The organism is Pseudomonas sp. NFACC46-3, assembly GCF_900114515.1.
GTDB classification, from domain to species: Bacteria; Pseudomonadota; Gammaproteobacteria; order Pseudomonadales; family Pseudomonadaceae; genus Aquipseudomonas; species Aquipseudomonas fluorescens_Q.
The window spans coordinates 207,293-221,749 of the sequence record NZ_FOTH01000001.1 but is presented as its reverse complement, the minus strand read 5'-3'; the positions used below and the strand labels follow the sequence as shown (position 1 = coordinate 221,749).

The window sequence follows — 14,457 nt, the reverse complement described above, 5'->3', positions numbered from 1 at the left end:
GATGAGTGCGATGACGCAACAAGCTTTCCTGGAGATTGCGCAGCGGCTGGCTTCCTTGCCCGCGGACAAGAAAAAAGTCTTTCGCCAGCGCCTGGCCGAGAAGGGCATCGATAGCTGGCGCCTGCCAATCGTTCCCGCCGTGCTTGGCGAAGGTGAGCATATGCCGTTGGCGCAGGCGCAGCGGCGCTTTCTGTCGGCGGAAGCCCTGAGCGGTCGTGCCCTTTACAATCTGTGCTCGGTACTGCGTTTCGACGGCCGCCTCGATGGCGAGCGTTTGCAGCAGGCCATGCAGCAGTTGACTGACCGTCATCAGATCCTGCGCACCCGTTACACCACCGATTCCCAAGGCCAGATGCAGCCCCATTGTGAGTCGCAACAAGTGCCGCTGCCATCCGTCGAACCGTTGACCCTGGCGGCTTCTGAATACGAGCAGTGGTGCGCCGATGAATATGCTCGCCAGCTCGCCGAGCCCTTCGATCTCGCTCAGTCGGTGCCTTGGCGCTGGCAAGCCTTCAGCGACGCGCAAGAGCAATCGACCTGGTTGTTTTTCACCATTCACCATGTGGCCTACGATGCCTGGTCGGCTCAGCAACTGACCCTGGAACTGGCCGAGGCTTACCGGGCGCTGGCAATGAATGAGCCGGCCCGTCAACCCGAATTGAGTATCCAGTACGCCGATTACGCGGCTTGGGAACGCGAGTGGCTGGACAGCGAAAGCTGCCGGCAGCATATCGACTTCTGGCGCGGCCAACTGGCAGATGCGCCGGCGCCCTTGGCATTGCCCCTGGATCGGCCACGCCCTGCGCCCGCGCAACGCCGCCATAGCGGCGCGGTGCTTGCCCGGGAGCTTTCGCCGCAGCTGACGACGGCGGTAGAAGCCGCCATTCGTAGTCATGGGGTGACGCTGTACATTTACGGCCTGACGGCCTTCAGTTGCTTGCTGTCGCGCTACAGTAGCGAGAACGACCTGTGCCTGGGCACCTCGGCGGCACAACGTGATCGCCCAGAGTTGATGCCCTTGATAGGCCCGTTGCTCAATACCCTGGTGATCCGTCAGCGCCTGCATGGCAACCCGGACTTCGCCACCGCGCTGCTGCGCACCCGCGACACCGTCGCGGCCGCCTTCGATCATCAGTTGCTGCCTTTCGAAAATGTCCTCGAAAGCCTTGACCGTCCACGTTCGAACCCGCTGTTCCAGGTAATGTTCGTCCAGGTCGATTTACCCGAAAGCCGCACCCTGACATTGCCCGGTGTCGCGGTTGAAGTGCTCGACCCGCCGCAGCGTCATGCACGTTTCGACCTCACGCTGCGCCTGGTACGTACCGCTGACGCGCGCCTGCGCTGCGAGTTGGAATACAGCGACGAATTGTTCGACGCGGCCACGGTTGAGCAGATGCTGGATGACTTGCTGGCGATTTTCCAAGAGGCATCAAGCCATCCCCAGCGACGTCTGGCCGAACTGCAGCTGGTTTCGCCACCGAGTGAGCTGAGTGGCCCCGCGTTGGGCGCCATACCCTTGCCGCTGGATCAGCAAGTACTTCACTGGGCAACGCACACGCCGAACGCGGCAGCGTTGTGCAGCGCTGGGCAAACCGTCGACTATGCCACGCTCGGTGCCGCAACCGGCGCGCTGGCCGCGCGACTGGCCGGGCAGGGCATAGGTCCGGGCCAGGTGGTTGCACTGTGCATGCCCCGTTGCGCGGAACAACTGCTGGCAATGCTGGCCTGCTGGCAACGCGGTGCGGTGTGTCTGTTTCTTGACCCGGCACAGCCGCCACAGCGACTTGCGCAGTTGCTGCAGGACAGTGGCGCCAGGCTGTGGGTGACACTGGCCGAGGCCCCTGAAACGGACGTCGACATGGCGCGCCTGGTACTCAGTACCGCCGATTTGTCCGCGGTGGCCACCGAGGGGCTGGGCGAGAGCCTCAGTCAGCCGCACCTGCCTGCCTACCTCATTTATACCTCGGGTTCGACCGGTCAGCCCAAAGGTGTCCTGGTCACTCATGGCAACGTGGGACATTACGCGAGCGCGATCGGTCAACGCGTGCAAGCCAAGCCGGGTAGCCGCTGGGCGACGTTGGCGACCGTGGCCGCGGACCTGGGGCTGACCTGCGTGTTCGCCGGGCTGAATGCCGGCGATCCGCTGATTCTGCCGCCAGCGTCGTTGACCTTCGATCCGCCAGGCTGGGCTGACTTTCTCGACGAGCAGCCCGTGGATTGCCTGAAAATCGCGCCGTCGCATTTACGCGGGCTGTTGGCGCTGGACGATGCCCGACGCGTCTTGCCCAGGGATGTGTTGATCCTGGGCGGTGAGGGTTTCGATCAGGCCTTGTTTGCACGGGTGCGTGAATTGGCACCGCAACTGCGCATCTTCAACCATTACGGTCCTTCGGAGACCACGGTCGGCGTGATCTGCGGGGAAATCCAGGCTCTCGACGCCCCTGACTCGGGTCTGTATCTGCCCTTGGGGCAGCCGTTATCGGATTGCCATTTGCGCATCGTAGACGGCAATGACGTATCGGTGCCGCTGGGTGTCGCCGGCGAGCTGCTGATCGCAGGCCCTCAGGTCGCCCAGGGCTACCTCGGTCAACCTGAGTTGACCGCCCAAGTATTTGGTTCCACTGCCCAGGGGCAACGCTTTTATCGCAGCGGCGACCGGGTTCGCCTGGATCGCAATGGGCAACTGGTGTTCCTGGGGCGTCAGGACGATCAGGTCAAGATCCGCGGTTTTCGCGTGGAACCGGGCGAAGTCAGCGCCTGGCTCACTGCTCAGCCCCAGGTTCGCGAAGGGGCGGTGCTGGCCTGCGAGGTGAAAGGGCGCACGCAACTGGTGGCGTATCTCAGCCCCGCCCTGGCAACCGAAGCGTTGGCGGCTCTGCAAGCCGAGGCCAAGCGTCAATTGCCGGAACACATGGTGCCCAGTCATTGGTGGGGGCTGGATACGTTGCCTCTGACGGCCAATGGCAAGCTGGATCGGCGGGCATTGCCTGAGCCGGCCGAGACCGAGTCGGTCGATGCATCCGCCCGGCCACCGATCGGCGTCACGGAACAGCGCCTGGCGCAGCTGTGGTGTCAGATTCTCGATTGTGCGCACGTCGGACGCGACGATGATTTTTTCGCCCTCGGTGGCGATTCTATTCTCAGTCTGCAATTGATCGGCCTGGCCTCGCGCGAAGGACTCAAGTTGCAACCACGCGATGTCCTGCAGCATTCCACCTTGGCGACCATGGCCCTGTGCATCGATGGCCGGTTGAACCCCGTGTTGCTGACCGTCCTCACGGCTTTTCGCGAGTTGCTTGAGCAGCCTGGCCTGGGACCGGACGCCGACTTCTTTGCCGAAGGGGGGGATTCGATCCTCAGCCTGCAATTGATCGCGCGTCTGCGTCAGGCTGAACTGCGCCTGATGCCCCGGCAATTGCTGGAGAACCCCAGCGCCCGGCAACTGGCTGGGGTTCTGACCTCCTCAGCGTCGCCGGCGGTTGCACCGCAGCCGGCAACCGAAGCCTTGGCGCCGTCACGTGCACTGTCCCATGCCCAGCAACGAGTGTGGTTCATGCAACAACTCGATCCGGCTGCAACGGCTTACAACGTTACGCAATTGTTGGCCTTGCGCGGCGATCTGGACGTGCCACGATTGCAGCGCGCTTGCCAGGTCCTTGTCTCGCGCCATGATGCATTGCGCTGCAGGTTTTTCGAAGAGCAAGGGCAAGTCCGGCAGCGCCTGGATGAGACGGCTGCTGCAATCTTCAATGTGCATGACCTCCAGGACCTGGATGAATCACAACAGGCAGTGGCCATTGCCGGGGCCGCCAAGCGGGTTTTTGACCTTGCGCAGGGGCCGTTGCTGGCAATCGATGTATTTTGTGTGGCACCGGGTGATTATCGCTTGCTGTTCAATGTCCACCACATTGCCGTGGACGGCTGGTCCATGGGCTTGTTGGTCGAGGACTTTGCGCAGATCTACCAGGACCGGGCCACGCCTGCGACTACCGGATTGTTGCCATTGATCGAAGCACAACGGCGAGGCCTGGAAGGGGAGCAGGGCAGCCAGTTGCTGGCCTACTGGCAACAACGCTTGCAAGGTCTGAGCAACGAACCGCTGGAGCTGCCCGACCACTGCACGCGACCGGCGCTGCAGGCCTACGCCGGCTCCCGCAGTGAGCTGGCCTTGCCCGTTTCGTTGAGCGCGGCGGTCGAGGCCCGGGCCAGGGCACTGGGTGTCACGCCCTTTGTGCTGTATTTCGCCGCCTACCAGCTCCTGCTCTGGCGTCATGGTGGACGCAATGATTTCGCCATTGGCTTGCCAGTGGCAGGGCGCGAATCGGCCGAGAGCCAGGCATTGGTCGGTTTGTTCGTCAACACACTGGCGCATCGGGTGCAGATTGATCCCCGGCAAAGCCTGCAAGCCTTTATCCAGACCCTGAACGGGCAGTTGGCCGATGATTTGTCCCATCAGGCGCTGCCGTTCGAGCAACTGCTGGACATGCTGGATGTCGAGCGCAGCCTGGATCGCACGCCGGTGTTCCAGGCGATGTTCAACTACCAGGCCGACCATCGGGATTCGCGCCGCCTCAACTTGCCGGGCATCAGCGTGGAAACGCTGGCGTTGCCGGACGGCGTGGTGAGTGCCAAGTTCGACCTGACGTTCAATCTGTTCACCCAAGGCCGCGGGACTGATGCGCGTACCGGCTTGATTGTCGAATACGCGACTGCGCTGTTGCGCCCCGGTACCACCCAACGGCTGATGGAGGATTACCAGGGATTGCTCGCCAGCCTGGTCAGCCTCGATCTTCAGCAGCGCTTGCTGGAAATTCCCCTGGGTTCAGTCGCAACTTTGGCCGTGGCGGGCAAGTCCATGCATCTGCACAGCGAGGCCGATTTTGTCACGCGCTTTGAAGTACAGGCCGCCGTTCATCCTGAGCGTATCGCGGTGTGCTGCGCTGATCGCCGCTTGAGCTACGCGGTGCTGGACGCCCAGGCCAATCGCCTGGCCCATTGGCTGCTGGCGCAGGGTATAGGGCAGGAGTCGACGATTGCCTTCTGCCTGCCTCGGGACGAAAGACTGCTGGTGTGCCTGTTGGGGATCCAGAAGGCAGGTGCTTGCTACCTGCCGCTCGACCCAGCTCATCCACCGGCACGCCAGGCGCAGATTCTCACCCGCGCTCGACCGCAATTGCTGCTCTGCGACAAGCTGTTCGCGGACCTGCCCGAACACCTGCGCAGTTGCCTGTGGGCGGACCTGCCATTGGCTCGGTTCCCTGCACAAGCCCCGGCATTGGCGACGACGCTTGAACAGTTGGCCTACACGCTCTACACCTCCGGATCGACCGGGCAACCCAAGGGCGTGCAGATCAGTCGAGGGAATTTCGCCAACTTCCTGCTAGCCATGGAAGAGGCGCTGCCACTGGAAAACGTGCAGCGTTATCTGGCCTTGACCACGGTGACCTTCGATATTTGCGGCCTGGAGCTGTGCCTGCCGCTGGTGCGCGGCGGCACCGTGGTGTTGGCCGATGATGAAGAACGACAGGACCCCATGTTGCTTGCGCGACTGATTCAGGACCAGGCGGTGGATCTCATCCAGGCTACACCGGCCACTTGGGCGATGTTGCTGCAAGGCGATCGCCAGGTGCTGGCCGGGCGTGTGGCCCTGGCCGGTGGTGAGGCGCTGGCGGCGGAAATGGCGACCGAGATCAGGCAATGCGTGGCTCACCTCGTCAACGTCTACGGCCCGACAGAAACCACGGTGTGGTCCACCCAGGCGCCGATCGGTGCCTTGCAGTTGCCCGTCGCACCCATTGGCCGGCCATTGCTCAATACCCGCTGCCACATCCTTGATGAGCACTTGTGCGAAGTACCTCCCGGTTGTGTGGGCGAGCTTTATATTGCCGGTGACGGTCTGGCCCGCGGTTATGCCGGGCAGCCTGGGTTGACCGCCGAACGGTTTATTGCCGATTCGTTCAGCCGTGACGGTGGGCGTTTGTACCGCACCGGCGACCTGGCGCGCTGGCAGCCGGATGGGCAGCTGTATTACCTCGGTCGCACCGATGACCAGATCAAATTGCGTGGTTATCGTATCGAACTGGGAGAGATCGAGGCCGTGCTGCTCAGCCACCCCGAACTGCTGCAGGCGGTCGTGGCCGTGCAAGGCGAGCATCTGGCCGCCTTCTGGGTCGCCAATCCCGACAATCCACCCGACGCAGCCTCCATCCGTACCTACTTACAGGGGCGCTTGCCGGCCTACATGCTGCCGACGCATTTGCAGGCGCTGGAACAACTGCCCCTCAATACCAATGGCAAGGTGGATCGTAAACAGCTGCCACGCTTGCAGTTGGAAAACCGCGGCGAGGGGGACGTCCAGCGCCCGCTGACGGCCAGCGAGGCGTTGCTGGCCGAAGTCTGGGCAGCGGTGTTGAACCTGCAACAGATTCCTGCTGACGGTCATTTCTTCCAACTGGGCGGGCATTCTCTGATGGCGGCCCAGGTGCGTGCGCGCTTGCGGGAACAGGGCTTTGAAGTGCCTTTGCGCTGGCTGTTCGAAACGCCGGTACTGACGGACCTTGCGCAGCGCATCGAGGGTCTTGCGCAGCACCTGGATCTGGCTTCGTTGCAGATCCCTCAGGTCGATCGGCAGCTTGAGCAACCCTTGTCCTCGGCGCAGCAACGCGTCTGGTTGATGCAGCAGCTGGACCTGGCCGACAGCAGCTTCAACATGAACAGCAATGTGCGCTTGCGCGGACAACTGGACCGTCATGCCCTGGAGCGTTCAGTGCACCGGCTGGTAGACCGTCATGCCATCTTGCGTACCACCTATCACCAGCGTAACGGCGAGTTGTACCAGCGGATTCACGGACAGATGTCGGTAGCGTTGCAAGTGATCGCCTCGAACGCCGCGCAGTGGCCGGTCGATGCCCGCGACATTGCGCTGCGACCGTTCGACCTCGCCAGCGAGGCACCGCTGCGGGCCGTCCTGTACCGCCTCGGTGAGCAGGAACATGTGCTGCAGTTGGTCATGCACCACATCGCCTCCGATGGCTGGTCCGGCGCTGTGCTGGTGGATGAACTGATCCAGGGTTATGAAGCGTACAGCACGGGCGCGCTGCCGCCCCAGAGCGAACTGGCGATCCAGTACGTCGACTATGCCGTATGGCAAGGTTCGGCGGCGGTACAGCTGCGTCAGCGTGAAGGCCTGGCGTTCTGGCGACAGACCCTGGCCGGCATTCCCGCGCAGGTGCCACTGCCGTTCGATTTTCCCCGTCCGGAGCGCGACAGCGGCACCGGGGCGGCCCTGGACTTCCAGTTGTCAGCGGCCACGGTTGGCCGGCTGAAGGCTTTCGCGCAGGACAGCGCAACGTCGCCGTTCATGGTGCTGCTGACGTGCTATGCCGCCGTGCTGCAGCGCGAAACGCAAGGCCGTGATCTGGTGATCGGAACGGACGTCGCCAACCGCGAGCATCCGGCCACTGAATCGCTGATCGGCTTTTTCGTCAATCTGCTGGCCTTGCGTATCCGCGTGCAACCGGAACTGAGTTTGCGTGAGCAAGCGCAGCAGGTCCGGGAGATTTGTCTGCAAGCATTCGCCTGGCAGGACACCCCGTTCGAGCGTGTCGTCGAGTGCCTGGAGCTGCCACGGGTGGCGAATGTCCACCCGTTGTTGCAGACGTTGTTTGTCCTCGACAACACGCCGCGCCAGCAACGCCAACTCGGCAATCTGCAGGTTGAACCACTGACGGGCGAGCAGCACCATTCCAAGTTCGACATGGCCCTGTTCGCCAGCGAAGACGGCGATGTGTTCAACCTGCGCTGGGTGTATCGCACCAGCCTGTTCCGCCCGGTCACGGTCGAACGCTTGCGTGATGCCTTCGAGTCCCTGCTGGACATGGCCCTCGGCGCACCGGACAACCCAATCGACACCCTGATTCCGACTCCAAAAGGAACTGCTGCAATGTCCACGGACAATCCGCTGCAACGCAAAATGAGCAAATTGGGCAAGATGCGCCAGAGCGGATCGCCCGTTACCCGCGAGCCCTTTGAAGCCCGACCGTTGCGCGAAGGTTCGAAGTTCCCCCTGTTGATTCAACTGCGTGACCGCGAACTGGCACCGGCCATTTGGGCTGAGGCCAACCGTGAGAAGGTCGAAAGCTGGCTGCGCGAGCACGGTGGCATTCTCTTGCGTGGCTTTGATTTGCCGACGCCGGCGGCTTTCGAGGCTTTTTGCCAAGCCTTGTGCCCTCAGTTATATGGTCAGTACGGTGACCTGCCGAAGGAAGAGGGCGGCAAGAACATCTACAAGTCCACGCCCTATCCCAAGGATCGGATGATCCTGTTCCACAACGAGAGTGCTCATCAGCATCGCTGGCCGCGTCGCCAATGGTTCTACTGCCAGACGCCCGCCACTTCCGGTGGCGCGACCCCGATTGTCGACAGCCGCCAGGTTTACCGTGAACTGCCGGCCTGGCTGCAAGCGAACCTGCGTCGCAAGCAACTGATGTACGTGCGCAATTTCAGCACCAGCCTGGACGTCAGCTGGCAGCACTTTTTCCAGACCGAGGAGCGCGAGCAAGTCGAGCGGATCTGCCGTGAGAGCAACATCGATTTTGAGTGGCGCGGCGCCAACGATCTGCACACCCGTCAGGTTTGTCCTGCGGTGATCCTGCACCCGCTGACGGGAGAGGAGAGCTTCTTCAATCAGATCCAGCTCTATCACCCGGCCTTTCTCGATGCCGATGTGCGTGAGCAGTTCCTGCGCGACGGGACAACTGCGATGCCCAGACAAGTGTTCTACGGTGATGGTTCCGAGCTTGAGCCAAGTGCCATCGAGGCCATCAACGCTGCCTACGACCGTTGTGCCGTGCGCTTCGACTGGCAGCAGGGCGATGTGGTCATGCTCGATAACATGCTGGCTGCGCACGCCCGGGATCCGTTCGAAGGCGAGCGTAAAATTGTGGTGGCCATGGGTGAAATCTATGGTCGTGATCAGGTCATGGCTGCGCCGGCGCAGACCGAAGAGACACCCGCAGAGTTGAAACCATGATGGACCTTGGACTAACGCTTTCACCTCAACAAAAACAACTGGCCCAGGCCAATCCGCAGGCCTGGCGCTGGGTTCGGATGCAACTGTCGGGCGTGCCCGAGGCCACTGTCCAACAGCGACTGCGTGACGGCTTGCAGCAGCATCAAGCGTTGCGCTTGCGCTACCAGCGCCCGGTTGGCGCCACGGGACTGCGCCAGCGTGTGGTCGAGCCCCTCGACTTGCGCCTGAGCTGGCGTGAGGGACGTTCAGGTGACGGGCATGATGAGCAACAGTGGCTGCTTGAGGCCAAGGCGCATTGCCTTGCCGAACAACCCGATGTGTTGGCCTGGCTACTCGACGATTATCTGTTGTTGGCGGTCCCGGTTTATTCGCTGGATCAACGCAGCCTGATCCAGTTGCAGGAGCAATTGTTGGGACGTGCCGCGTCGTTTGACACTGAACCCATGCAGTACGGCGAATACGTCGAGTGGATCAATGGCCTGCAGTTGGACGAGGATGCCGAGCAAGGCACGCAGTTCTGGCGCAACCTGGCCTTGCAGGACGTACCGGGCATGCGCCTGATCGAGCGCTATGGTATCGCCAGCGGCGACCATGCCGTTGTTCAGCTAAAGCTTGCGCAGACGTTGCCAGCGGCGTTGACGGCGCTGGCCGCGCGCGAAGGCGTGGCTGCCGAAGCGCTGGCCCTGGCCGCCTGGGGCTCATTGCTGGGCCGGCTCAATGGCCAGCAGCACGGCCAGTTGGGTCTGCAGCACGATCCTCGCGATGACTATGAAGAACTCTCGGGAGCCTATGGGCTGTTCGAGCAGACGCTGCCGATGGTGGTGCGGGTGTCCGAACACAGCACCTGGATCAACCTGGCCCGGCCATTGGCACGGCAACTGGAAAACGCGGTGGCTTGGCAGGAATATGTCGGTCAGGCTCAGCTATTGCCCGAGTGGCGTGCCAGCTTTCAGACCGGGCTGCGTGTCGTGCATGCACCGCTGCTGGAGGGGCTGCAAGTCCTGTCCTTCGACACCCCGGTCGAACTGCAATTGCAACTGACGCTCGATGCCCAGGACAGTGGGGAACTGACACTGGCCTATGACCGTGGTCTGTACCGTGAAGAGCAGATGCAGGTCTTGCTCAAGCGCTTCGCCCATTGGCTCGAGCAATTGCTGCAGTCGCCCAACGGCCTCATCACTGGCGTCGATCCGCACTTGCCCGAGGAGTTGCGCGCGTTACCGACGCGCCCCGTCCTGGCGCCGGATCTCGATATTGTCGCCACCGTGCGCGAGCACGCCCGGACACATCCGGATCGGCCGGCGCTGCGCTATGCGGGGCAAATGTTCTCTTACGCCGAACTCGATGCCTTGAGCGATCGTGTTGCCGGCAGCCTGCGTCAGGCCGGTGTTGGCCATGAACACGTGGTTGGCCTGTATTTGCCCCGTGGGGCGCAGATGTTGATCGCGATGCTAGCCTGCTTCAAGGTCGGTGCTGCGTACCTACCACTGGATCCTCAACAACCACCGCTGCGGCTGGCCGACATTATCGAGGATGCCCGACCGGCCTTGTTGCTGTACGTAGAGGGGCTGCTGCCCGATACCTCGGTCGACACCCTGTGCTGGTCACAGGCATGCACGGGGCCGGTGTTCGATTCGCCGGTGCAGGGTTCGGCGCAAGACCTGGCCTACGTGCTCTATACCTCAGGCACCAGCGGCAAGCCCAAAGGTGTGCAAATCGAGCAAGGCCAATTGCGCCATTACGTCACGCAAGTGACCCGCGCGCTCCAGTTACCCGAGGCCGGGCATTATGGCCTGGTGTCTTCACTGCTCGCGGATCTGGGAAATACTGTGTTGTTTCCGGCCTGGTTGCAGGGCGGTTGTGTGCATGTGCTGGAGCAGTCCACCGTGACCGATGCCCGGGCGTTCGCCGAAGAACTTCAGCGCTACCCATTGGACGTGCTCAAAATCGTGCCTTCGCACCTCGAAGCGCTGATGGGCGAGCACGCTCCCAACGGCATTCTTCCACGTCAGGTCCTGGTACTGGGCGGAGAGCCGCTCAGTGAGCATTTGCTGAGCCGTTTGGCCCAAGCGAAACCGGCCTGTCGCCTCTACAACCATTACGGACCGACAGAGACTACGGTTGGCGTGCTATGGCGTGCGATCGATGTCAGCCAGGGCGTGGGTGATAGCGCCTTGAATCAGGTATTGGGTGATAACCGCATCCACCTGCTCGACGACCAGCAACGCGCGGTGCCGTCAGGCCAGGCCGGGGAATTGTGCATCAGTGGCGCCAGTGTCGGGCGCGGTTATGTGGGTGGTGTCGGTGGCGGTGCCTTTGGTGTCGATCCACTCAGTGGCCAGCGCCTGTATCGCACCGGTGATCTTGCTTTGCGCCAAGCCGATGGTGCCGTACGCATTCTGGGGCGCAATGATCAACAGGTGAAAATCCGTGGGTTTCGCCTGGAGTTGGCGGAAGTCGAACAGGCTTTGTTGGCCCAGCCGGGCGTGTTGCAGGCTGCGGTCTTGCTGGACGGCGAAGGCGACCATGGGCGCTTGCTGGCTTTCGTGGTCAAGGACGACGCCCTGTCGCAAACGACCGAGCAACTGTACGCCGCCCTGGCTCGCCAGCTACCGGACTACATGCTGCCCAGCGGTATCCTTGCACTCAAGACGCTGCCACTGAACAGCAATGGCAAGCTTGATCGCAAAAACCTGCTCGAACGCGCCAGGCAGCGTTTGCAGAACACTCGCGTGGCGCCCGTGGGCGAGCTCGAAACGGCCATTCTGGCGATTTGGTGCGAGGTGTTGGGTGTCGACGAGCTGGGGGTGACCGACAATTTCTTCAACGTCGGTGGGCACTCGCTGGCGGCGATCAAAGTGGTGTCGCTGATTCGCGAGCGCCTGTCTCTCGAATTGCCGACCAATCTGCTGTTCGAGCGGCATACCGTCCGTGACCTGGTTCATGGCCTGGGTAACGATCACAGCGGCGGCCCATGGCACGTCTTGAATGACGCGCATGAACATGCGCCGGCCCTGTTGCTGGTGCATGGCGCGCAAGGGCATCTGCAGGCGTATCAGCCGTTGGTAGAGAATCTAAACGGTAAAGCCGCTGTCTTTGGTCTGGCCGCCCTGGAAAAGGGCTGGGATGAAGACGACATGGACGTGCTGTTGCAGCAATATGTGGCGAGCATCCCTGTCCAGCTGAAACAGCGCCCGCTGGTGCTGCTGGGCTGGAGCCTGGCGTCGCGGCTGGCATTGATGCTGGTGCCCCATCTACAAGCCCACGGCTTTAGCGTCGAAGGGCTTGTGGTGCTCGATCACGATGCGCAGCGCAGCCTGGCCGGCGAGGGCGACGAAGCCGGCCAGTTGATTGCCGATTTTGCTTTCTACTGCCGCACTCACGCCCAGCCAATCGGTGAGTCGCTGCGCGAACGTGTGACGGGCCTGTTGGCAGGTCTGGACTATGCCGAGGGCGTTGCCCGCTTGCTCAACGATGCCCAGGTGCGTGCGCATCTGCAATGGGGAGCCGCCGATGCTGATTTGCTCACGCTATTGGCGCAATATCGCTCGATCAAGATGCGCTTGTATGAGCAAGCCTTGCCCACCGTTGATGTGCCGCTGTGGCTCTGGCGCGGCAATGCCCATGCCGACTTGCGTGCTCAGTGGCAAGCGCATACCCACCAAGCTGTTCGCCAGTGGACGCTGGACGTGGGGCATCACGAGATGCTCGCAGAGCCTCGATTGGTCGAAAGCCTGTTGCCTTTACTGTTGCAAACCTCTGCCAAGGTGGTGTCTGTCTCATGATGTTATTGAAAGAACTGCTGCACGATGCTCGATGGCGCATTCTGCTGGCGATTCTGAGCAGCGCCTTGAGCGCGGCAACCAGTATCGGCCTGATCGGGTATATCAACCGCAGCCTGGAGCATGGGCTCGATGATATCGGCCGGGGCTTGTTGCTGTTCGGTGGTCTGCTGATCCTATTGTTCATCAGCGGTGTCACGTCGCAATGGCTGCTGGTGCAGATCGGGCATCGCCTGGTTTACCAATTGCGCCTGCGGCTGGTGGGCAAGGTGTTGGGCACAGTACTCGAACGCATCGAGCGGCTGGGCAGCCCGCGTATCTACAACGCGCTGACCAAGGACGTGACCACCGTCGCCACGGCGTTCAAGCAACTGCCGATTTCCTTGTACAACGGCTTGCTGTTGTTGGCGGGGCTCGCCTACATGGCCTGGTTGAGCATGCCGTTCTTTTTCCTGACCCTGGGGGTGATTGCCCTTGGGGTCGGTCTTGACGTGCTGCTGGGGCGCAAGGTCAAGACCCTGATGCAGGCCGTGCGGCAGCAGGATGACCAGTTGACCGAGCAGTTCGAGGCCGCCATCCAGGGGCGTTGCGAGTTGGGCCTGAGCCGGGAACGCCGGCACCTGCTCTATGAGCGCAAGCTCGAACCGATCGCGCGGGCCTCGCTGGAGGCGTCGGTACGTGCCGACACGCTGTGGGCGGTGAACCTGAACTGGACGACACTGCTGGTGTTCGTGCTGATCGGTACGCTGTTCTTTCTCGGCCAGGGACTAGGGTTGCTCAGCCAACAGGTCGTGGTGGGTTACGTTCTGGCAATCATGTTTCTGCGCACGCCGATCTCGATGATCCTGGATGCCATTCCTGCGGTCATTCGCGGCCATGTTGCCTTGCAGGCCATCGATGCCCTGGCGTTGGGTGAGACGGTGCAGTTCAAGACCCCTGCACAAGCGGCGCAACCCTTCGGTGAGTTGCGCCTGTCAAACGTGCATTACCGCTATCCCGGGCAAAGTGACGAATTTGCGTTTGAGTTGGGGCCGATCGACCTGTCGATTCGTCGCGGCGAGTTGATTTTCATTGTCGGTGGCAATGGCAGTGGCAAGTCGACCCTGGCCAAGCTCCTGACGGGGCTCTACGTTCCCACCTCTGGGCAGGTTTCGCTGAACGGCGTGGTGCTCGATACCCACACCAGCGAGTGGCACCGGGAGCATTTCGCCGCCATTTTTGCCGACTTCTATCTGTTCGCCGATGTGCTGGGCGAAGCGGGCAATCATGAGGGGCTTGAGGCCCGGGTGGATCATTACCTGGACCGCCTTGGGTTGGCCCATAAAGTTGAGTTCGCTGCCGGGCGCCTGTCGACCACGGCCCTGTCCCAGGGCCAGCGCAAGCGCCTGGCACTGTTACTGCTGATGATGGAGGGCAGGGAGGTGTTCCTGCTGGACGAATGGGCGGCGGATCAAGACCCGGTGTTCCGCCACGTGTTCTACAACGAACTGCTGCCCGAGCTGAAGGCGGCCGGCAAGACGGTGATTGCAATCACCCATGACGACCGCTATTTCGATGTTGCCGACCGGGTCTATCGTCTCGACTACGGCCATCTCGTGGACTACGACCGAGCGACAGAGAACCCTTTTCAACTGGCGAAATAGG

The 14,457-nt window shown here is 62.1% G+C and carries 3 protein-coding genes; all 3 read left to right on the top strand.

Features of this window, described 5'->3' with window-relative positions; translation table 11 throughout:
* Positions 1-10 precede the first annotated feature (10 nt).
* Genes BM300_RS00950 through BM300_RS00940 form a run of 3 tightly spaced genes read left to right on the top strand, consistent with a single transcriptional unit; the run spans position 11 to position 14,456 of the window.
* Complete coding sequence (locus BM300_RS00950) at positions 11-9,031, top strand: non-ribosomal peptide synthetase (RefSeq protein ID WP_170861993.1); 9,021 nt, start codon at positions 11-13, stop codon at positions 9,029-9,031.
* Complete coding sequence (locus BM300_RS00945; protein ID WP_256575775.1) at positions 9,031-12,816, top strand: non-ribosomal peptide synthetase; 3,786 nt, start codon at positions 9,031-9,033, stop codon at positions 12,814-12,816. Before BM300_RS00950 ends, BM300_RS00945 begins: the two co-directional genes overlap by 1 nt.
* Positions 12,813-14,456 carry a cyclic peptide export ABC transporter gene (locus tag BM300_RS00940; protein ID WP_092461690.1) on the top strand — a complete coding sequence of 548 codons (1,644 nt, stop codon included), beginning with the start codon at positions 12,813-12,815 and terminating at the stop codon, positions 14,454-14,456. The genes BM300_RS00945 and BM300_RS00940 overlap by 4 nt, the downstream gene beginning before the upstream one ends.
* The last annotated feature ends 1 nt before the right edge of the window (position 14,457 follow it).

What these genes read in the sequence shown, in the direction of transcription:
- BM300_RS00950 (WP_170861993.1), top strand. Translation starts at nt 11, where the DNA reads ATGACGCAACAAGCTTTCCTGGAGATTGCGCAGCGGCTGGCTTCCTTG.
- BM300_RS00945 (WP_256575775.1), top strand. Translation starts at nt 9,031, where the DNA reads ATGGACCTTGGACTAACGCTTTCACCTCAACAAAAACAACTGGCCCAG.
- BM300_RS00940 (WP_092461690.1), top strand. Translation starts at nt 12,813, where the DNA reads ATGATGTTATTGAAAGAACTGCTGCACGATGCTCGATGGCGCATTCTG.